Genomic DNA, 21737 nt, shown 5'->3' with positions numbered 1-21737 from the left:
GGCGAGACTGGTGGGGCAACCACTTGTCGGAAAGGACACGCGGATGCGTCCTCGCGTCGGGCTCTCGCTGTTCACCATCGCCACGCTGCTCGCCAGCCTCGGGCTGGCCTCGCTCGGCGCGGCGAGCCAGGCCGGGGCTCCGGACACGGGGGGACAGCAGGGCGCCGGGCTGTTCGACGTGCTGGAATCGCTCGCCAGCGGTCGCTCGGACCTCATCGCCGAAGCCGGAGAACTCGAGCCGTTCTCACCGTTCGGCGCGCCGACGAACGACGACACCGGGCAGGCAACGCTCACCGACACGTTCCACTTCCGCACCAACATCGGCGACATGGCGGTGTTCAACGATCTGGACTTCGACGGCACGCCGGACTTCGACGGCGTCGACCTCCACCGCTTCGGGTTCGACGACGCCGACACCACGACGGTTCTCAACGGCGCTCGATCGGCGGTGTTCGATCGGTTCGCCCCGGTGATGCCGAACAGTGGATTCGAAGGAGGTGACACCGCGTGGTCGGGGCTCGATCTCGACTTCGATCCGATGACGCCGGGCACGCTGTTCGACCGGCCGGTGATCGGCGTCCCCCCGGAGAACGGCATGTTCCCGAGCGGGGTCGTCGACATCTGGGGCGGCCGGATCATGGGTGGGCTCCCACTGAACGGCGAGTGCGACGGACAGATCCACGAGTTGGGGCTGACGACACTGAACATGGGCGGCGAGCCGTGGCCCTCGCCCGCCGCGGTCTACGACCTCTTCGGCGGCGCATCCCACGCGTGGGTGCTGCGCTGCGATCCGTACTGGCACATCGCCCACTTCGTGAACGGCGGCAGCCAGTTCGCCCCGATGCCGACCAGCACCGTCGGCTTGATCTTCGACGACATCTTCATCGGCATCACCGACGGGTCCGAGATGGCCGGGGCGACGAGTTACCGCTCGTTCGCCTTCACCACCCCGGCCAGCGGCGGCTACCAGCCCGACAACACGATCGCGACGTCGCACCCCCACGTGCCCGAGATGACGGAGGCGAACCCGCCGTACCTCGTCGGCACGCCGGTGATGTCGGCGTACGACCCGTTCGCCTTCCCCGTCACCCACACCCTCGACGGCACCGACAGCGGCTCCTGTGTCGACGAGTGGACCACCACCTACGAGCTCTACGCGGGCATGCCGAGCGACGCGAGATCCGACGCGCTCGATGTCTCGCTCTACCAGTTTGATTCCGGGCAGCTCTCCTTCGGCATCGCGACCCTCACCGACGGGTTCTCCATCGAGACGACCGGCGAGGGGTCCGGCTACCGGGAGCGGTACATGCTCGGACCCGAGGGCCGCTACGACTACTTCGCCGGCGAACTCGAGTGCAACTACATCTCGAGGATCGACTCGGCGTACCTCGACGACCTGCAGGCCGGGATCACCGGCTGGTTCGACGATCTGGTCGAGACCGGAACGGACGGCACGAGCGACGGCGGTGACGACACCGCGACCAGCACCGACAGCACGGGATCCGACAGCACGGGGTCCGACAGCACGGGGTCCGACAGTCCCGGTTCCGACTCCGGTACGGACGGCGACGCCGACGGCGGCTCGTCCGACAGCACCACGACCGACGGGTCCGAATCCGAAGGGACCACGGAGACCGACGCTCCGCTCTGGCCGTGGATCTCGCTGATCACCGGCGCGATCGTGGTGGTCGGTGGCTACTTCGTGAGCCGCACCGGTGACGACGGCGCCGGCAAGGAGGAGGACGGCGGCGGCACTGCACCACCCACCACTGCGCCGCCGCCCACGACGACGAGCGGCGGCCCGACGGTCGCGACCACGGCCCCGGTGGGCGAGGGTCCCTGCGATCGCATCCGCCGCGCCTACGAGGCGGCGAAGGCGGAGGCCGAGGCGAAGCGCGCCGAAGCCGAGCGGGCGGAGACGGAGGCCAACGAAGCCGAACAGAAGGCGAACGACGCCCGCAACGACGCGAACGACGCCGGCGAGCGCGCCGAGAAAGCGAAGAACGACCGTGACAAGGCGGAGCGCGACCGCGACCGTCCGCCGCCCAACGAGGACGACAGCTGGATCGAGGACAGCGAGACCGGCGAGCGCATCACGTCGCGCGATCTCCGGCTGCGGCGCGAGGCCGCGGGCGAGGCATGGGACCGCTATCGCGACGACCCGTCACAGGAGTCCGCCGAGCAGACCGAGCAGGACTGGGAGGACCTCGACGAGCCGGGCGCCCGCGATCAACGCCGCGAAGCCGACGACATGGACCAGGCGGCGAAGCAGAAGAAGCTCGAGGACGCCGAGCAGGCACTGAACGACGCCGAAAAGGAGATGAACGAGGCCGACGAGGCGGCCGAGAAGGCGGAGCAGGAGGCCCGCGACGCCCGGGAAGCGGCGGACAAGGCCGACCAGGAGGCCGACGACGCCGAGGCACGCGCGGCCGAGTGGAAGCGCGCCCTGGACGAGTGCCTCGGCCTGAAGGACGGCCCGGGCACGAAGTGGGGTGGCCCGGAGGGCACCGGTGAGGACTGCGACGGCGGCTGCTTCCCGGAGGGCAACATCGAGCGACGGGTGATCGACACGTTCAGCGAGCGGGTGCTGATCAACTACTGGTGCACGGTCATGCCCGACGGCGCCGAGGGCGTGCACGAGGGGCAGCGGATCTCGGGCGAACTGGCCTGGTACCGCGACATGTTCGCCACCGGGTCGGCCGCGATCAGCGTCGGCGGCGCGATCAAGGGAACCGTGAGTCGGGGCGTGAGCGACGCGGTGGAGGCCGGGGTTTCGGGCGGCGCCACGGTGGCCGGCGAGGAGCTCGGTATCGACATCCCGACGAGCATCTTCCAGGTGCCGGTCGTCGCCCTGGAGGGCGCGGCCGCCGTCGGATCGTCGATCATCGGCGCGTTCAGCCGCTGGATCCAGGCCAACCACGTGAGCTTCCGGGCCGAGTGGGGCTACGTCAGCCAGCAGTGTGACCTCACCTGGGTCGCCATCTGGAAGTGCGAGAACGGCGTGATGCGATGCGTGGAACACATCCTCGACATCAACATGGCCGACCCGGTCATCGGCGGGGCGCAGCACTCGCAGGACTACACGCCGGCCGACAACGTGCAACAGGACGTCGAGGGCCGCACCCGCACCGTCGCCAACCGCGTGCAGAAGTCGAGCCAGCGACTGGTCGACTTCATGCAGAAGCACACGGTCGGCCCCTGCGACGGCTGACGTTCCCACGCGCCTCGCTGGTAGAACAGAACCGTGCTGATCGTCGTCTCCCCCGCCAAGTCGCTCGACTTCGAATCGAAGCTGCCCACCAAGAAGTACTCGGAACCCCGCCTGCTCGACGGCGCCGAAGAGCTCGTCGACGTGATGTCCGACAAGTCGCCGGACGAGATCTCCGAGATGATGAGCGTCTCCGAGTCGCTCGGTGAGCTGAACCACGAACGGTTCCAGGACTTCGAGACACCCTTCACGCCCGACAATGCCCGTCCCGCGGTGCTCGCCTTCACGGGCGACGTCTACATGGGGATGCAGGCGGCCACGTTCAGCGAGCGCGACTTCACCCACGCCCAGAAGGTGCTGCGCATCCTGTCCGGGCTCTACGGCGTGCTGCGGCCACTCGATCTCATGCAGCCCTATCGGCTCGAAATGGGGTCACGGGTCACCACCAAGCGGGGCAAGGACCTCTACTCGTTCTGGGGCGACACGATCACGAACCTGATCAACGCCGACCTCGCCGAGTCACCCGGCTCGCAGGCGCTCATCAACCTCGCGTCCAACGAGTACTTCAACGCGGTCGTCGCCGAGAAGCTCGACGGCCGCCTGGTCAGCCCGGTCTTCCTCGATGCCAAGGACGACGCCGAGCCCAAGATCATCAGCTTCTTCGCCAAGCGGGCCCGCGGCACGATGAGCGGCTGGATCATCCGCAACCGGATCAAGTCCCCCCGGGCGCTCCTCGACTTCTCCGAGGACGGCTATCGCTACGACCCCGAGCGCAGCCAGACCGACCGCCCCGTCTTCGTGCGCCGCACCGAGTCCTGACCCGGCCCCGAGGGATCTCCGCCCCGCCCGGCCCGCCCGCCGCCGCCCCACAAGAAGGATCTCTGGTCACGAAAGGGTCGTTGCCGCGACCTGCGGCCCCGCTGATTCGACCCTTTCGTGACCAGAGATTGCTCGGATCGGCGCATTTCGGGCCCAAACTCGACCCTTTCGTGACCAGAGATTGCTCGTGGGGGTCGAGCGCGTGGGGGTCGAGCTAGTGGGCGTCAGGGGGTTTCGGGGGTGGTCTTCGGTTCGAGGTGGAGGTGGGTGCCGGTCCAGGGGTGGGCGCGGGCGACGTCCTCGCTGAGGGCGGCGCCGATGCCGGGCTCCGTCGGGGGGATGACGTAGCCGTCGACGAGCTCGATCGGGTTCGTCAGGAGTTCGTTGTGGAACCCGCCGAAGTCGCGGATCGCTTCGAGGATCAGGAAGTTCGGCGTGCAGGTGGCGAACTGGATGTTGGCGAGTGCCTCGATCGGTCCGCAGTAGAGATGGGGCGCCATCTGGACGTAGTGGGTCTCGGCGATGGCCGCGATCTTCTTCGCTTCGAGGATGCCGCCGCAGCGTCCGAGGGCCGGTTGCAGGATCGCGGCCGCGCCGGCCTCGACCACGCGGGCGAACTCCCACTTCGTCGTCAGCCGCTCGCCGGTGGCGACGGGGATGGAGGTGCCCCGCGCGACGCGGGCCATCTCGTCCACGTTCTCCGGCGGCACCGGCTCCTCGAACCACAGCGGGTCGTAGGGCTCGATCGCCTTGGCAAGCCGGATCGCCCCGGCGGCGGTGAACTGGCCGTGGGTGCCGAACAGCAGATCCGCCTTGGTCCCGACCGCCTCACGGATCGCGGCACAGAAGTTCGCCGAGCGCTCGATCGTCTCGAGCGGGGGCATGTGGCCGTCGTAGACCGTGTAGGGCCCGGCCGGGTCGAACTTCACGGCGGTGAAGCCCAGCCGTTCGACCTCCTCGGCCGCTCGCGCCGCGGCGACGGCGGGGTCCGTGTAGACGGGATGGCCATACTCGTAGACATCCATCGCCTCGGCCGGGGCCGGGTAGAGGTAGGTGTAGGCCCGCAGCCGATCGTGGACCCGCCCGCCGAGCAACTCGTACACCGGGACGCCGTGGGCCTTGCCGACGATGTCCCACAGGGCACACTCGATCCCGCTGAGGACCGACCCGAGCGAGATGTCCGGCCGCAGCGTGTAGCCGGCGCCGTAGACCTCCCGCCACATGCGCTCGATGTGATGGGGATCGTTGCCGACGATGTGGCGCTCGCAGACGTCCTCGGTCATGCGGGCCACGACGTCGGGGCTGAACGTGGCCGTGTAGACCTCGCCGTAGCCGACGATGCCGTCGTCGGTGACGAGCTTCACGAAGATGAAGTAGCGCCCGCCCATCGACGGCGGCGGGTTGGCGACCACGAACGTCTCGAACGACTCGATCTTCACGGGGTGGCTCCGGGTGCCGAGCGGTCGAACACGATCACGTTGCGGCGCGCCTCGCCCCGCTTCACCTCGTTGATCGCCTCGTTGATGTCCTCGATCGGGAAGGTCTTCGACACCAGTTCGTCGAGCTTCAATCGCCCGCTCTGGTACAGCGAGACGAGCAGCGGGATGTCGATCGGCAGCCGACCGCCGCCCATCTTCGACCCGAGGACGCGCTGGCTGTTGCCGGCGATGTCCGTGGCGTCCACCTCCACCATCACCCCGGTTGCGGTCATGCCGACGAGCACGACAGCCCCGCCCGGCGCGAGCAGCGAGAACGCCTGCTCGATCGCCGGCTTCGCCCCCACGGTGACGAACACATAGTCGACGCCAGCGCCGTCGGTGAGCGAGCGAACCTGGGCGGCGACGTCGTCCGCCGCCGCCGACACGCCGGCGGTCGCCCCGAACTCCCGGGCGGCATCGAGCTTGTCGGCTGCGATGTCGATCGCGATCACCTGCGCGGCGCCCGCGATCGCGGCGCCCTGGACCGCGTTGAGGCCGACGCCACCGCAGCCGATCACGGCGACGTCCGCGCCCGCTTCCATCCGTGCCGTGTTGGTGACTGCGCCGAATCCCGTGATCACGCCGCAGCCGAGCAGGGCCGCACTGGTCATCGGGATGTCCGCCGGCACGGGCACCACCTGTGACTGATCGACGAGCGCCTCCTCGGCGAAGGTGCCGGTCTTGAGTCCGTGCACGAGGGTGTCGCCGTTGGCATCGGTGAGCGGACGGGTGCGGTCGATCGAGAAGCGGCCGGTGCAGGTGACCGGCATGCCCTTCGCACATCCCGGGCACGACCCGCAGCTGCGGATCAGCGAGACGACGACCCGATCGCCGACCGCCACGGTGTCGACGCCGTCGCCGACCTCGGACACCGTGCCCGCCGCTTCGTGCCCATAGATCGCGGGGAGGGCCCCGCCCCAGGCGCCATCGATGAAATGGATGTCGGAGTGGCAGATCGCGCACGCGTCGACGGCCACCTTGACCTGGCCGGGACCGGGCGACGCGACGATGATGTCCTCGACGCAGAGCGGTGCGCCGAACTCGCGGCAGACGGCAGCCTTGACCATCCGCGCACGCTACACGTCCGCAACTCGCCCCTCAGCCGACCGGGACGCCGGCAAGCTCCTGACGGCAGACGTCGTGCATGATCTCACGGAACCGCGCCGCCGTGGGTGGCAGATCCGCACCGCGCTTCCAGGCCAACGCGAGCGTGCGCGGCGGGATGGGCGGTGTGGTGGAGCGGATCACGATCGAGTCGTCGGACTGGTCGACCGACAGCAGCGCCATGATGGCGACCCCGATGCCGGCGGAGACCATGCGCTGGAGGGTGCCGTTGTCGTGGCTGCGGAAGACATAGCGCGGGGTGACGCCGTAGCGCTCGAGGGTCTGGACGGCGTGGAGCCCGCACGCACCCCCCGGCGGCTCTCCGACCATCGGGTGGTCGGCGAGGAGGTGGAGGTCCAGCGGCCCTTCGGGGAAGTCACGGGGGGCGACGAGCACGTGGGGATCCTCGCCGAGCACGTCGATCTCGAACCGATCGTCCACATCCGACTCGACGAAGGTCAGATCGAGCTCGCCGCGGTCGAGCATTCCGAGTCGGAGGTCGAGGTCCAGGTCCTCCTCGACGAGCTCGACCTCGACGTCGGGCGACTCGGACCGCAGCTGTTGCAAAGCGATGGGCAACAGGCGGGTGGCGACGGACTGGAAGGTGCCGACCCGCAGGCGCCCGGTGAGGCCGGCGGCGAAGCGCGAGACCTCGTGTTCGGCCGCGACGATGCACTCCAGCATGGTGTCGGCATGGTCCAGCACGACCCGGCCCATCGTGGTGAGCGCGGACGGCTGGGGGCCGGCCGAGCGTTCGACGAGGCGGTGACCGACGATCTTCTCGAGGCTGCCGATCTGCTGCGAGACGGCCGACTGGCTGAAGCCGAGACGGGCGGCGGCCGCCGAGAACGTGCCCTCCTCGGCGACGGCGCGCAGGGCGAGGAGATGGCGTACCTGGAGGTCGACCCACATGGATCCGATCATAAGCAAACCGGGTGATCATTCCAAATTTTCATCGCTTTTCACGATGGACTCATCGTCGTACCGTGCATTCCATGACCACCTGCACCACCCTCCACAGTGCTCTGACCAGGGAAAACGAGCAACTCGTCGACGAGTTCATCGCCGCCTGGAACACCCATCAGCAGCTGCGCAACAGCGACGCCGCGATCCTCGAACGTCTCGTTTCGCGGCAGCGACTCGATGCCCTCCGCCTGCGCGTGCGCGAGGCGCTCGAGCTCCCCGCCGAGCCCCAGCCGGTGAGCTGCTGCGCCGCCTGACGGCGGGCCCGATCGACGCCACCGCGGCCGGGTCGTAACCTCACGGCCATGATCCCCGTGCTGCACCGAGGCGACGACCCCGACCGGATCGGCGCCGCGCTCAGCGAACACGGCGCCGTCATCATCGAGGACTTCCTCGACGCCGCGACGGTCGCCGCGATCAACGCCGAGGTCGGCCCCCTCGTGGAAGCGGACGATCCGACCACCCGGACGTTCGTCAACCCGTTCATCGCCGACTTCTTCGGCACGAAGGTGAAGCACCTCAGCGGCCTCGCGACCCACTCGCGGGCGTTCGTGGACAACGTCCTGCTCCACCCGCTCTACGACGAGGTCTGCCGGCGGGTGCTCGGACCGAGCTGCGCCGAGTGGACGCTCAACATCGGCCATCTGCTCCAACGAGGCCCCGGCGCCGAGCAGCAGTACGTGCACCGCGACCACGACGTGTGGAACTTCCTGCCGAGTCCGCATCCCGAAGTCGAGCTCGCCTCACTCGTCGCCCTCACCGAGTTCACCGCCGACAACGGCGCGACCCGCCTCGTGCCCGGCAGCAACCACTGGGACGGCGACCGCTACCCGACCGACGACGAGCTCGAGATCGCCGAGATGCCCGCGGGCGCGGCAGTCATCTATCTCGGGTCGGTCTTCCATGCGGGCGGGGCCAACTGCACCGAGGACGAATGGCGGCGCGGCTTTCACCTCAGCTTCGTGGTCGGCTGGCTGCGCACCGAGGAGAACAACACGCTCGCGACGCCCCCGGACGTCGCCCGTGACCTGCCCCTGCGGGCGCAGGAGCTGATCGGCTACAAGGCCCACGACGCCATCGAGACCGGCGGCGGCTACCTCGGTGTCGTCGATGTCCGCCATCCCACCGAGTTGCTGGCCTCCGGCGAGTTGTGACCGCGGCCAACTGGAGCTTCCCGACCGCGATCCGCTTCGGTGCCGGCCGGATCGCCGAGATCGCGGACGCGTGCGCCGCCGCGGGCTTGGCGCGCCCGCTGATCGTGACCGACCCCGGCATGGTGGAGCTGCCGATGCTCGCGACCCTGCGCGCCCATCTGGACGCCGACGCCGTCCCCCACGCGACCTTCCACGAGCTGCGCCCGAACCCGCTCGGCTCGGACGTGGACCGCGGTGTCGAGGCCTTCCGGACCGGCGGCCACGACGGCGTGATCTCGTTCGGCGGCGGATCCGCGCTCGACGTCGGCAAGTTGATCGCCTTCATGGCCGGTCAGACGAGGCCGCTGTGGGACTTCGAGGACGTCGGCGACAACTGGACCCGGGCCGACGCCGACGCGATCGCGCCGGTGGTCGCCGTCCCCACCACGGCCGGCACCGGCAGCGAGGTCGGGCGAGCCGGTGTCGTCGTCAACGAAGCCGAGGGCCGCAAGTTCGTGGCCTTCCATCCCGGCATGCTCGCCGCCGTCGTCATCGCCGATCCCGAGCTGACGGTCGGCCTGCCCCCGACGCTCACCGTCGGCACCGGGATCGACGCGTTCTCCCACTGCCTCGAGGCCCTGTGCGCACCCGGGTACCACCCGATGGCGGACGGCATCGCCGTCGAGGGCTGCCGGCTCGTCATCGAGAACCTCCCGAGCGTCGTGGCCGACCCGGGCGACATCGACGCCCGCGGCCAGATGATGTCCGCCGCGGCGATGGGCGCCGTCGCGTTCCAGAAGGGACTCGGCGCGATCCACGCGATCTCCCATCCGGTGAGCGTGCGCTGGCACACCCACCACGGCATGACCAACGCCGTGTTGATGCCGTACGTGCTCGACGCCAACGCCGCCCATGTCGCCGACCGGCTCGACCGGCTCGCCGACTATTGCGGCATCCAGGGTGGTGGTGACGGTCTCCGCAACCACATCGTCGGCTGGCGCGAATCGCTCGACGTGCCGAACACCCTCGTGGACCTCGGCGCCGATCCGGCCGCCGTCGGCGACATCGCCGCCGACGCCCTGCTCGAGCCGCCGGCCGCCGGGAACCCCCGACCGCTCACCCACGAGCTGGCCGCCGAGATCTACCTCGCCGCCTGCGAAGGAGCACTCCATGGACCTCGATGAACTCCGGACCCAGGTCGCCGCGGGCGACATCGACACCGTCGTCGTCGGCTTCACCGACCACTACGGACGCACGATGGGCAAGCGGTTCGACGCCGACTTCTTCCTGGAGAGCGGCGTCGAGGACGGCACCCATGCGTGTGACTACCTGCTCACCGTCGACATGGAGATGGAACCCGTGGACGGCTTCGCGTTCGCGAACTGGGACGCCGGCTACGGCGACTTCCACCTCGTCGCGGACCTCACCACACTGCGCCGCGCCGGGTGGACGACCGGCACCGCCTTCGTGCTGTGCGACGTGATCGACAACACGACCCATGCGCCGGTCGCCGTCGCCCCCCGTTCGATCCTGCGCCACCAGATCGACGACCTCGCCGCGGCCGGATTCACGGCCGCCGCGGCCAGCGAGCTCGAGTTCTACCTGTTCCGCGACAGCTATCGCGCCGCCCACGAGAAGGGCTATCGCGGCCTCGAAGCGGCCGGCTGGTACGTCGAGGACTACCACCTGCTCCAGGCGAGTCGGGTCGAGGACTATGTCGGGGCCGCCCGGCGGGCCCTGCGCGACAGCGAGATCCCGGTCGAGAACTCGAAGGGCGAGGCGGCGATCGGCCAGCACGAACTCAACGTCCGCTACGCGGAGGCGCTGGCGATGGCCGACCGCCACGTCGTCATGAAGCAGGCGATGAAGGAGCTGGCCGACAGCCAGGGCGTCAGCGTCACCTTCATGGCCAAGCCCGACGCGGCCCAGCCCGGCAACAGCTGCCACATCCATCTGTCGCTCTGGGCCAACGACGCCAACGCCTTCGCCGCCAGCGACGGCGACGGACGCTCGGACGTCTTCCGCTGGTTCCTCGGGGGGTGGATGCGCCACGCCGCCGACCTGATGGTCTGCTACGCCCCGACCGTGAACAGCTACAAGCGCTACCAGGACCAGTCGTGGGCCCCGACGAAGGTCGCGTGGTCGACGGACAACCGCACCGCCGGCTTCCGCATCGTCGGCACCGGGTCGAGCCTGCGCATCGAGAACCGGATCCCGGGGGCGGACGTGAACCCGTACCTCGCCTACGCGGCCGCGATCGCGAGCGGGCTCGACGGCATCCGCAACCAGATCGAGCCACCACCGGAGTTCCGCGGCGACGTCTACGCGGCCGACGACATCCCGACCGTGCCGACGACGCTCGGCGAGGCGCACGCCCGGTTCGCGGCGAGTGCGGAAGCCCGCCGGCTGCTCGGCGACGACGTCGTGGACCACTACAGCCATCACCTGGCCAACGAGCTCGCGGCCGCGAACGCCGCCGTGACCGACTGGGAGATGCGGCGCTACTTCGAGCGGATTTGAGATGACGACCATCGGGATCCTCGTCTGCGATCACTTCCCGGCCGAGACCGAGGCGATCGCCGGCGGCCCGCTCGGGGATCTCCACGAACGGCTCTTCGGTCAGGCGGAACCCGCCCTCGAGTTCCGCCAGTACGACGTGCGGGGCGGCGAGCGCCCGACGTCGATCGACGAGTGCGACGCGTGGATCGTGACCGGGTCGCGATCGGATGCGTACGGGGACGACCCGTGGATCCTGGCCTTCCTCGAGTGGCTGCGCGACGCCGTGGCCTCGGGCACGCGCATCGCCGGCATCTGTTTCGGTCACCAGGCCATCGCCCGAGCCCTCGGCGGCCGGGTCGAGCCGGCCGGCGAGTGGAAGGTCGGCCCGCAAACGCTGACGTTCGACGCGACCGAGTGGTTCGGGGGCACCACCCTCGCGATCAACGCCATGCACCGCGATGTCGTCACCGCCTTGCCCGACGGGGCCGAGATGATCGGCACGGGTGAAACCGCGGCGATCCCGGCCTTTCGCATCGGCGACCACGTGCTCTGCATCCAGGATCACCCCGAGTACGACGACGGGATCGAAGCCTTCATCATCAGAAGTCGGATCGAGATGATCGGTGAGGAGACGGCGGCCGCCGCGCTCGCCCGCATGGCCGAGCGCCCCGCCGACGGCGCCACCGTGGCTCGCATGCTCGTCGACTTCCTGTTGGACCGCCGTCGGGCCTGACGCAGCCGGTCGACAACAGGACCTTCGGCCCTCCAGTCGGACGCCGCAGTGGGTCACGCTGCAGGTATGCCCGCCGCGCCCGATCTGTCGACGACCACGGCCGAAACCCACATGTCGTGGCTGTTCTTCACCCCCGACCGGGCCTACAAGCGGTTGAAGCCGGTGGCGATGCCGTTCATCGATCACACGGGCGTGTCCCAACGCATTGCGTCGATCGACCGGGAATTCGAACTCAACCACGCCATCAGCCCGGACGTGTACCTCGGAACCGCAGACGTCCACGAACACGGTGAACTCGTCGACCGGATGCTGGTCATGCGCCGTCTCCCGGAGGCGCGCCGGCTGTCCAACCTCGTCGGCACGCCCGACTTCGACACCCAGCTCCGCGCCGTCGCCAAGTCCATCGCCACGCTTCATGCCGAGCGGGCGCCCGTGCTCGATGCGCCGATGGCCGAGCACGCCGCGGTCGCCCGCAACTGGGCTGACAACATCGCGGTGTTCCGCGAGCACATCGGCGCGACCTTCTCCGAAGACGACGTCGACCGGGTCGAGCAGCTCGTCGGGCGGTATCTGGATCGTCGCGAGGTCCTGTTCGCGGATCGGATCTCCGGCGGATGGGTGCGCGACGTGCACGGCGACCTCATCGCCGACGACATCTACTGCCTCGATGACGGCCCCCGACTGATCGATTGCCTCGCGTTCAACGACCGCTGGCGCATCGTCGACGTGCTGGCGGACATCGCGTTCCTCGTGATGGACATCCATCGCCTCGCGGGAGCGACCGCCGCCGAGCGACTCATGGCCTGGTACCACGAGTTCAGCAACGAGCAGCACCCTGCGTCGCTGGCGCACCACTATGTCGCCTATCGAGCGTCCGTACGGGCGAAGGTGGCATGCCTGCGGGCGGCCCAGGGTGACCATGCCAGCCACTCGATCGCCGGCGCCTACCTCCGTCTGGTGCTCGACCATCTCGAACGGGCCCGGCTGCGGGTCATCATGGTCGGCGGCGGCCCCGGCACCGGGAAATCCACACTGGCCCGCCAGCTCGGCGAACACTTCGGTTACGCCGTGCTCTCCAGCGACGAGGTCCGCAAGGACGTGACGGCGACGCCCCGCGACGAGCACCACTTCGCGGCCGTCGGCGGCGACATCTACCAGCCCGGGGTGAACCGTCAGACCCACGACGAGCTGCGCCGCGAGGCCGACCTCCTGCTGCGCAACGGCTGCGGCGTGATCCTCGATGCGACCTGGCGGGACCCGTGTGATCGCGAGGCGGTTCGCCAGCTGGCCCAGCGTCGCGGGGCCGAGCTCGTCGAGCTGCGTTGCACACTCGACACCGAGACCGCCAAGGCCCGCGTGCGTCATCGCCTCGCCGACCCAACCGACCCCGGCAGCATCTCGGACGCCACGCCCGAGCTGATCGACACCCTGGCCGCCCAGCCGTTCCATTGGCCCGAGGCGACCGAGATCGCCACCGACGGCCGGGCCGAGCAGGCGAAGCAGCGCGCCGCGCGAGCCTGTTCGGTCGACACGCCACCGCGCCGCGAGACGGCTCCGACGAAAGAGACACCATGAGCACCATTGCCGACCTGATGACGGCGACCCCGATCACGCTCAGCGCCGACGACGAGATCGGGCTGGCCCGCGACGCGATGCTCGAGGCCGGCGTGCACTGCCTTCCCGTCGTTCGCGACGGCGCCCCGATCGGCGTCGTGAGTTCGTGGGACCTCGTGGAGGAGTATTCGCCGCTCGAAGCGGTCCGCAACGCGATGACTCCCCGGGTCCTGACGGTCGGCGTGGACGAGGACGCGAGGACTGCGGCCGCGATCATGCAGACGAACATGGTTCACCACCTCGTCGTCGTCGACATCGCGAGCCATGTGGTCGGCGTGGTCAGTTCCCTCGATCTGCTCGCCGACCTGACGGGCTGAACCCCCGACTCACGTCGCCGTCGGATCGGCCGATTGGAACGGGTGAGTATCGAGGCACACGAGACGTGTCCGCACTGCAAGGCGCTGGTGCAGTCGACGATCTGCACGATCTGCGGCAAGAGCGCGTTCGAGGAGGTCGCCGCGCCGACCGTCCGTGAGCGGGAGAAGTGGTGGAAGACGCTCGAGAACGGCGAGATCCGCAAGGTCGCGACCACGGTCGCGGTCGTCCTGGCGATCGCCGGCGTCGTCGCGTTCATCCTCACGCGGCCCGAAGCCGAGGTGACGGCGACGGAGCTCCCGCCGCCCGACCCGAACGCCGTCGACGTGCCCGACCCGGAACCGAAGGCTCCGGACGCGCCGCCGGCGGCCGACGCCGTGACGCGGCCGAACGACCTGATCGCGCCGGGAACGTCGCGCGAGGTGGCGGACGGACTGTCGCCGTGGGAGACGCTGCCGCCGGTCGATTTCGTCACCGGCGAGTTCCTCGACGAGGACATCGACTACGGGCCCGACATCGACCGGGTCGACGAGCTGCTGTCGCTCTTCACCGGCGGGTTGGCGCTCGCCCCGCTCGATCCACCCGAGATCGTGACGTTCGACGGTGCGCTGGACGTCGAGATGCTGGAGACGACGCAGCCGTTCGCGGCGCGCACCGTCACGACGGGCGACGACCAGGACGTCGGCGAGCTGTGGCTGATCGCGTCCTCCGGCTCCGAGGAGGGCGATGCCTATCTCGCGTCGGCCCGCGACCGCTGGAACATCGAGGCCGCCGTCGACTCCTACGCGCCCGCAGCCGGTGTGCGCCTGTGGAAGCTGGGCAGCGGGGATGGCCTGACGGTGTGGGCGACGGACCTCGAGCAGGATTCGTTGCTGGTCATCCAGGCGCCGTCGCTGGTCCCGCCGGAGATCATCACCAACACCCTGCGGGCATGGCGGCGAGCCATCGCCGACGGGTAGGCGTCTGAAATACGACAGGGTATCCTTGCTGAATGCCCATCGATCTTCCCCCGCTGCCCTACGCCGACGACGCGCTCGATCCCCACATCAGCGAGCGCACGATCTCGTTCCACTACGGCAAGCACCACGCGTCCTACGTGAAGAACCTCAACGGGCTCATCGAGGGCACCGATCTCGCCGCCGCGTCGCTCGAGGACATCGTGCGCACGGCCGAGCCGGGCGGGCTGTTCAACAACGCCGCCCAGGTGTGGAACCACACCTTCTACTGGAACTCGATGGCGCCCGACGGCGGTGGCGATCCGAGCGGTGACCTGGCCGACGCGATCGAGGCGAGCTTCGGTTCGGTCGACGACTTCAAGCAGCAGTTCAAGGACGATGCCACCGGCAACTTCGGCTCCGGCTGGACGTGGCTGGTGCGGGAGGGCGACGGCCTCGCGATCGTGAAGACCGACGACGCCGACACCCCGCTCGCCCACGGCCAGACGGCGTTGCTGACGATCGACGTGTGGGAACACGCCTACTACCTCGACTACCAGAACGCCCGCCCCGCCTACGTCGACACCTTCATCGACAAGCTCCTCAACTGGCAGTTCGTCGACGCCAACTTCACCGCTTCAACTGGGGTCTGACCCCCGCTTCACCTGCCGGATCGTCCACTCGCATGGCCCGGACGGTGGACGGCGTGCAACCATGCGACATGGGAACCCTCACGCCACAGGGGCCGGACTGGATCCACACGGCCCCCTACCAACCGAGCGCCACGCGCGATCTCGACGCGTCGCCGGCTGAAGTCTTCGCTGCTCTCATCGACCACGAGAACTGGCCGAAGTGGTTCACCAACATCGAGCGCGTCGAGCGCTTCGGCGACCAGCACGAGGGGGTCGGGTCGCACCGTCGGGTCCACATCAACAAGCGGGTGGCGATCGACGAGGAGTTCAACGTCTGGGAGCCGAACGAGCGCTGGGGGTTCACGATCCTGTCCGCGACGATCGGCGGACTGAACTCGATGAACGAGCTCGTCACGATCGAGGATCTCGGCGACGACCGCTCGCGGGTGACCTACACGATGGGGATCGACGCCAAGCTTCTCGTCGCGCCGCTGCTGAAGGTCGGCCGCAAGGCCGTCCAGAAGAACCTCGCGAATGCGCTCGACAACCTCGGCCCCTACATCGTCTCGCAGCGGCCGACGGGCTGAGCGCTCTTACCCTTCTCTTCGCCGGTCTCCGTAGGGTCCACCGACATGACGAGATCACGACGAATCAGTGCCGCTCTCCTCGCCGTCGCGCTCCTCGCGGCGTCGTGTGCCGATGACGCGACCACGGACACGGCCGACAGCACCGACACCACGACCACCACCGACACCACGACCACCACCGACACCACGACCACCACCGACACCGATTCCGCCGCGAACGACACGTCGTGCGCCGACGTCGCCGCCACGTTCGCAACGGACGGTTCCGCCAACGCCGACCTTCCCGACCCGGAGGTCGAGGCCGTGTGCGAAGGCGAAAGCGTCGTCATCACCTCGAACGGCATCCCCGACTACACCTACATCGAGACCTCGCCCGGCTCCCCGATCGACGCCGACCTGACGTTCACGATCCCCGCTCAGCCGACCGTGGCCTCCGAGACGACGGCGGTGCCGGCGCTGGGTTCCGCAGCGGTCGCCGTCAACGGCGTACCCATCTACGGACCGACCGAGGGACAGGGCGGCGACGTGCTCTCCCTGGTCGGGGCGCTGAGCGAGTGTGGGAGCCACAACGGACCGACCGGCTTCCACATGCACCTGTTCGGCACCAGCGAGTCCACCGACTGCCTCTATTCGCCGGAGGAGGTCGCCGCGGGTCGCCAGCTCGTCGGCTACGCCTTCGACGGCTTCCCCATCTACACCGGCAACGGCATCTACGAGTCGTCCTGGGAGCTCACCGACGAATCGCTGTTCGCGACCGACACGTGGAGCGCACACTCCTACGTGGCCGGAAGCGGCGACCTCGACGAGTGCAACGGTCTCACCGATGCCGACGGGAACTACGCCTACTACACGACCGACACGTTCCCCTACGTGCTCGGTTGCTACACGGGCGTCGTGGACCTCGGCGCGGCCGGCGGCGGTGCGGGCGAACTCGGCCCCCCGCCGGCGTGATGGAACGGCGCCGCCTGCTCCAACTGGGCGGGGCGGTCGCGGGCGGTGCCGCCGTGGGCGTCGCGATCCCCACCGGTGATGCCGGGGCGAACACGACCGAGTCCCCCGGCGAGGCCGACATCGGCTTCTGCACGGACATGACCGCTCACCATGTGCAAGCGCTCGCCATGTGCCAGCGGGTGCTCGGCCGAGCGACCGGCGATTCGGTCCAGGCGGCGGCCACCGAGGTGCTCACCAACCAGGCGATGGAGGTCGGCCAGATGCGCGCCTGGCTCACCGACTGGGGCGAGTCCACGGCGTCCCCCGAGCTCGTGATGGGCTGGATGGGCATGAACGACGGCGCCGGGATGCCGCTCGAGATGATGCCCGGCCTGGCCTCCGCCGGCGAGCTCCGGGAGCTGTCACTGGCCGACGGCATCGAGCAGGGCCGTCGGTGGCTCGTTCTCATGCGAGCTCACCATGTCGGCGGCGTGGCCATGGCCGAGGCTGCCACCGACCTCGCCGACCTCGAGAAGGTGCGCCGGCTCGCTCGTGCTCAAGCCGACGTGCAGACCTACGAGATCAGCCAGTACGACCACCTGCTGTCGACCACCTACCGCTGATCCTCGAGCACCACGGCTCGCGTCGGGGCGTGATCCATCGGGGTCTCGGTGAGGCGCCGGCACCGGTTCCTACCGGGGCCGTAGCGCCAGAGCAGCTCGGTGCCGTCGTCGCTGAGGCGACGGGTGACGGCGACGATCCGCTTGCCGCCGGGGCGCAGCTTGTGCACCCCGTTCTCCATCGTCGCGGCGACCCGAATACGCGAGCCGTCGAAGCCACCGATGTCGTCGACGCCGTTCTCGAGAGTGCCGTCGCAGAACATGTCGTGGACGAGGCCGCCCACGGTGATCGTGATCCGGTTGCCGGCCTGCTCGATGCGGTGGACGCTGCCCGTCATGCGACCCTTGTAGACCTCCCAGACGCCACGCAGATCCGGGAATCCCGGCGCCAACGGCTCGCGTGACGCCGCGAGCACACGGGGCGCCCACACTGCGGGCGACGCGTCGGGCTTCGTGCCCGCGAGCGGGATCTCGGCGACCGGCACGCCGGAACCATCGAGCTCGGGAAGCTCGTAGTCACCGGGATCCGTGGGCCGGGGCAGCGCCTCGTAGACCGACGGGTCGGTCTTCGTGAGGAAGGTCTTCGCCGCGGTCCGCAGCGCCCCCATCAGCTGATCCAGCCCTTGACCTTCTCGATGAGGCCGAGGCGATCGGCCCCCGCCGGAGTGATCGACAGGTGGGTGACACCGGCGGCCTGGTACGCCTCGATGCGCTCGCGGACCCGGCCCTCGTCGCCGACCATCGCCGTCGCGTCGAGGAAGTCCTGGGGCACCGCGGCCATGGCTTCTTCCTTCTTGCCGGCGAGATAGAGGTCCTGGATCTTCTCCGCTTCTTCCTCGTAGCCGTACTTGCGGAAGATGTTGTTGTAGAAGTTCTTGCCCTTGGCCCCCATGCCACCGACGTAGAGCGCCGTCATGAACCGACCGCCGTCGCGGATCTTCTGCGCCTGGTCCTCGTCGCAGATGGCGACCGTGCCCCCGGCGACGATGCTCATCGGCGGCAGCGACGGATCACGGTTCGCCGCACCCTTGGCGAGGGCATCGCCCCACACGTCATTGGCCTTGTCGGGATGGAAGAAGACGGGAATCCAGCCGTCGGCCATCTCCGCGGTGACCTCGACGTTCTTCGGACCGAGCGACGCGATGTAGATCGGGATGTCGGCCCGCTTCGGGTGGTTGATCAGCTTGAGCGGCTTGCCCAGGCCGGTGCCCTGATCCTCCGGGAGCGGCAGCTGGTAGGAGTCACCGTCGTGGGTGACGACCTCACGGGCCCACACCTTGCGGCAGATCTCGATGATCTCCTTCTGACGGCCGATCGGCTTGTCGTAGGGCAGCCCGTGCCAGCCCTCGATCACCTGGGGCCCGGAGGCGCCGATGCCGAGGATGAAGCGGCCGTCGGAGACGGCATCGAGACCGGCCGCGGTCATGGCGGTCAGCGTCGGCGTGCGGGAGTAGATCGGCAGGATCGCCGAGCCGAGTTCCATCGTCTCGGTCTTCGCCGCGAGATAGCCGAGGATCGACACGGCGTCGAAGCTGTAGAGCTCCGCCACCCAGCCGACGTCGACGCCGGCCCGCTCGAGATCGGCGGCCTCCTCGCCCGCGGCGCGGGGGTCACCCGAGTAGTTGAGGGTCATCGAAAGCTTCATCGAACGGCTCCAGGCATGTTCTGTCAGTCTTGCCGACAATAGTTTGGTCGGCCTATCGTCACAACCGCGACCGTAGTTGCGGTCGGGCATCGATCGACGAGGCGACGGGGATCTCCACCGCCGAGCGGAGGATCAGCAATGAAGACATACGGAGAATGGAACGGGACGATCGGGCGCACCATCGCCGAGTCCGAACCCCACTTCGTCGAGCCGCCCCACCCCGGCGACGACGCGCCCAACGTCGTGATCATCCTCTTCGATGACCTCGGCTTCTCCCAGCTCGGCTGCTACGGCTCCGACATCGCCACGCCGGCGGTCGACGCGCTCGCCGCCAACGGCCTGCGCTACACGAACTTCCACGTCACCCCCCTGTGCTCGCCGACCCGCGCCGCGCTCCTCACCGGTCGCAACCACCACGCCGTCGGCATGCGGGGGGTGTCCAACTTCAACACCGGCTTCCCCCACATGACGGGCCACATCTCGAATCACGCGGCGACGATGGCCGAGGTCCTCCACGACGAGGGCTACGCGACGTTCGCCGTCGGCAAGTGGCACCTCGCGCCGATGGAACAGTGCTCGGCCGCCGGGCCCTTCGACCAGTGGCCGTTGCAACGCGGGTTCGATCGCTTCTACGGCTTCCTCGAGGGCGAGACCGACCAGTTCAACCCGACGCTCACGTACGACAACCACCACATCGAGGCGCCGGCATCGTCGGGCGGCACGGACGGCTACCACGTCAGTGAGGACATGATCGACAAGGCGATCGAGTTCGTCCACGATTCGAAGTCCGTCCGGCCGGACCGGCCGTTCCTGCTCTATTGCGCGTTCGGCGCGACCCATGCGCCGCATCAGGCGCCCGAGGAGTACCTGCGGAAGTATCGGGGCAAGTACGACGAGGGCTGGGACGTCGTCCGCCAACGCTGGTTCGAGCGGCAGATCGAGCTCGGGATCACCGAGCCGACCACCCAGCTCGCCCCCCGCAACCCAGGTGTCGAGGCCTGGGACGACATGGACGACAACACCCGGGCGCTGGCCTGTCGGCTGCAGGAGGCGTTCGCCGCCTTCCTCGAGCACACCGACGACCAGATCGACCGACTCGTCGAGGACCTGCGCGAGATCGGTGAGCTCGACAACACGGTGATCGTCGTCTTGGGAGACAACGGCGCGTCGCAGGAGGGCGGCCCGTTCGGCGTGCTCCACGAGATGAAGTTCTTCAACGGCATCCTCGAGACACCCGACGAGGCGATCGAGCACCTCGACGACATCGGCGGACCCCACTCGCACACCAACTATCCGTGGGGCTGGGCCCAGGTCGGCAACACCCCGTTCAAGTGGTACAAGCAGAACACCCACGAGGGCGGCGTCCACGTGCCGTTCATCGTCCACTACCCCGACCAGGTCACCGACGCCGGCGGCATCCGTCGCCAGTTCCACCATGTCAACGACGTGGCCGCCACGATCTACGACATGCTCGGCATCGAAGCACCCACCGAGCGGCGCGGCTTCGAGCAGATGCCGGTCAGCGGCGTGCCGATGACCTACACGCTCACCGACGCCGACGCGGCCACCACCAAGCAGATCCAGTACTACGAGATGGCCGGCCATCGTGGCCTGTGGCACGACGGCTGGAAGGCCGTCACCCGCCACACCAGCGGCGTGCCCTTCGACGAGGACCGGTGGGAGCTGTACAACCTCGCCGAGGACCCGTCCGAGTGCAACGACCTCGCCGAGTCGATGCCCGACAAGCTCCAGGAGATGATCGACCTCTGGTGGCAGGAGGCCGAGAAGGAAGGTGTCCTCCCCCTCGACGAGCGGATGATCGAGCTGTTCGGCAACCGCTACCGCGAGCGCTCGCCGCATCCGGCGGACATGCACTACGTCTACCGTCCGCCGATGTCGGACCTCCCGGGGCAGGCCGGCGCGACGCTCGGCGGTCGCTCGTGGACGATGACCGCGACGGTCGACGGGGTCGCCGACGGCGTTCTCTACTCCACCGGCACCGAGAACTCGGGAGTGGCCCTCTTCGTGAAGGACGGGCACCTGGTGTTCGACTACAACGCGTTCGACGACCACACGATCGTGCGATCGGACATCCCGGTGCCGGCCGACGCGTCGACGTTCGACGTGCAGTTCCTCCGGGCACCCGGTCGGAAGGGCATCGCCCGGCTGTCGATCGACGGTGAACCGGTCGGGATCGGTGAGATCCCGTGGGTCGCGGGCATGATGTCGTCCGTCGGCGCCTCGCTCGGCCGCGGCGGGAGTTCGCCCGTCTCACGCGAGTACGAGGGGCGTTTCCCCTACGGCGCCCGGGTCAAGCAGGTCGACATCCAACTGCTCGAACGGGGCAGCACCGACGCCATGGAAGCCGAGATGCGAGCCGAGCTCAGCAAGCAGTAGTTGAGACGCCGGGGTCAGAGTCCCGTCTCATCTCGACCACGGGTTCCGCCGATGAGACGGCATGGCCATTCGCCCGTGCGCTCGACTCGTCGGACTTTTGTCGGTCGCCGTCCTGCTGGTGGCGT

The 21737-nt window shown here is 68.9% G+C and carries 20 protein-coding genes; 15 read left to right on the top strand and 5 right to left on the bottom strand.

The features are described 5' to 3' along the window. Window positions 1-43: 43 nt before the first annotated feature. Complete coding sequence (locus tag R8F63_17405) at window positions 44-3211, top strand: hypothetical protein (protein MDW3220389.1); 3168 nt, start codon at window positions 44-46, stop codon at window positions 3209-3211. Between the two features lie 33 nt (window positions 3212-3244). After that, window positions 3245-4027, top strand: coding sequence for a peroxide stress protein YaaA (yaaA, locus tag R8F63_17400; protein ID MDW3220388.1), 783 nt, complete (start codon window positions 3245-3247; stop codon window positions 4025-4027). 224 nt (window positions 4028-4251) lie between these two features. On the opposite strand, the gene R8F63_17395 is transcribed toward yaaA, so the two are convergent. From R8F63_17395 to R8F63_17385, 3 genes are read right to left on the bottom strand one after another with little or no spacing between them, the layout of a single operon-like run. Then, window positions 4252-5466 (bottom strand): mandelate racemase/muconate lactonizing enzyme family protein, encoded by a 1215-nt coding sequence (locus tag R8F63_17395; protein ID MDW3220387.1) that lies wholly within the window; start codon window positions 5464-5466, stop codon window positions 4252-4254. After that, window positions 5463-6572: an alcohol dehydrogenase catalytic domain-containing protein gene (locus tag R8F63_17390; GenBank protein MDW3220386.1), complete on the bottom strand. Its 1110-nt coding sequence runs from the start codon at window positions 6570-6572 to the stop codon at window positions 5463-5465. The genes R8F63_17395 and R8F63_17390 overlap by 4 nt, the downstream gene beginning before the upstream one ends. 31 nt (window positions 6573-6603) lie before the next feature. Further along, window positions 6604-7521: a LysR family transcriptional regulator gene (locus R8F63_17385; protein MDW3220385.1), complete on the bottom strand. Its 918-nt coding sequence runs from the start codon at window positions 7519-7521 to the stop codon at window positions 6604-6606. Between the two features lie 83 nt (window positions 7522-7604). Between R8F63_17385 and R8F63_17380 the strand changes: the two genes are divergently transcribed. The 12 genes from R8F63_17380 to R8F63_17325 all read left to right on the top strand — a co-directional run bounded on the left by R8F63_17380 (window position 7605) and on the right by R8F63_17325 (window position 17573). Next, window positions 7605-7829: a hypothetical protein gene (locus tag R8F63_17380; GenBank protein MDW3220384.1), complete on the top strand. Its 225-nt coding sequence runs from the start codon at window positions 7605-7607 to the stop codon at window positions 7827-7829. A gap of 48 nt (window positions 7830-7877) precedes the next feature. Then, window positions 7878-8726 (top strand): phytanoyl-CoA dioxygenase family protein, encoded by an 849-nt coding sequence (locus R8F63_17375; GenBank protein ID MDW3220383.1) that lies wholly within the window; start codon window positions 7878-7880, stop codon window positions 8724-8726. After that, complete coding sequence (locus tag R8F63_17370; protein MDW3220382.1) at window positions 8723-9889, top strand: iron-containing alcohol dehydrogenase; 1167 nt, start codon at window positions 8723-8725, stop codon at window positions 9887-9889. Before R8F63_17375 ends, R8F63_17370 begins: the two co-directional genes overlap by 4 nt. Continuing rightward, window positions 9876-11225, top strand: coding sequence for a glutamine synthetase family protein (locus R8F63_17365; GenBank protein ID MDW3220381.1), 1350 nt, complete (start codon window positions 9876-9878; stop codon window positions 11223-11225). The genes R8F63_17370 and R8F63_17365 overlap by 14 nt, the downstream gene beginning before the upstream one ends. Window position 11226: 1 nt before the next feature. After that, window positions 11227-11937 carry a hypothetical protein gene (locus R8F63_17360; protein ID MDW3220380.1) on the top strand — a complete coding sequence of 237 codons (711 nt, stop codon included), beginning with the start codon at window positions 11227-11229 and terminating at the stop codon, window positions 11935-11937. Window positions 11938-12003: 66 nt separating this feature from the next. Then, entirely contained in the window at window positions 12004-13512 is a 1509-nt protein-coding gene (locus R8F63_17355) for an AAA family ATPase (protein ID MDW3220379.1), read from the top strand. Beyond that, complete coding sequence (locus R8F63_17350; GenBank protein MDW3220378.1) at window positions 13509-13868, top strand: CBS domain-containing protein; 360 nt, start codon at window positions 13509-13511, stop codon at window positions 13866-13868. Before R8F63_17355 ends, R8F63_17350 begins: the two co-directional genes overlap by 4 nt. A gap of 42 nt (window positions 13869-13910) precedes the next feature. Beyond that, entirely contained in the window at window positions 13911-14825 is a 915-nt protein-coding gene (locus R8F63_17345; protein MDW3220377.1) for a hypothetical protein, read from the top strand. 32 nt (window positions 14826-14857) lie between these two features. Next, window positions 14858-15454 (top strand): Fe-Mn family superoxide dismutase, encoded by a 597-nt coding sequence (locus R8F63_17340; protein MDW3220376.1) that lies wholly within the window; start codon window positions 14858-14860, stop codon window positions 15452-15454. 32 nt (window positions 15455-15486) lie between these two features. Beyond that, window positions 15487-16020, top strand: coding sequence for an SRPBCC family protein (locus R8F63_17335; protein ID MDW3220375.1), 534 nt, complete (start codon window positions 15487-15489; stop codon window positions 16018-16020). Window positions 16021-16065: 45 nt separating this feature from the next. Further along, complete coding sequence (locus R8F63_17330) at window positions 16066-16971, top strand: YHYH protein (protein ID MDW3220374.1); 906 nt, start codon at window positions 16066-16068, stop codon at window positions 16969-16971. Next, complete coding sequence (locus tag R8F63_17325; GenBank protein ID MDW3220373.1) at window positions 16971-17573, top strand: DUF305 domain-containing protein; 603 nt, start codon at window positions 16971-16973, stop codon at window positions 17571-17573. Before R8F63_17330 ends, R8F63_17325 begins: the two co-directional genes overlap by 1 nt. Here the strand turns inward: R8F63_17325 and R8F63_17320 are convergent. Continuing rightward, window positions 17564-18178: a hypothetical protein gene (locus R8F63_17320; protein ID MDW3220372.1), complete on the bottom strand. Its 615-nt coding sequence runs from the start codon at window positions 18176-18178 to the stop codon at window positions 17564-17566. The genes R8F63_17325 and R8F63_17320 overlap by 10 nt on opposite strands. Then, on the bottom strand, window positions 18178-19203 hold the full coding sequence (locus R8F63_17315; GenBank protein MDW3220371.1) for an LLM class F420-dependent oxidoreductase: 1026 nt from the start codon (window positions 19201-19203) through the stop codon (window positions 18178-18180). The genes R8F63_17320 and R8F63_17315 overlap by 1 nt, the downstream gene beginning before the upstream one ends. 150 nt (window positions 19204-19353) lie before the next feature. Between R8F63_17315 and R8F63_17310 the strand changes: the two genes are divergently transcribed. Next, window positions 19354-21612: an arylsulfatase gene (locus R8F63_17310; GenBank protein MDW3220370.1), complete on the top strand. Its 2259-nt coding sequence runs from the start codon at window positions 19354-19356 to the stop codon at window positions 21610-21612. Window positions 21613-21737: the final 125 nt, after the last annotated feature.

The organism is Acidimicrobiales bacterium (assembly GCA_033344915.1).
Classification (GTDB): domain Bacteria; phylum Actinomycetota; class Acidimicrobiia; order Acidimicrobiales; family Aldehydirespiratoraceae; genus JAJRXC01.
This window is presented reverse-complemented; position numbering and strand designations above follow the sequence as displayed.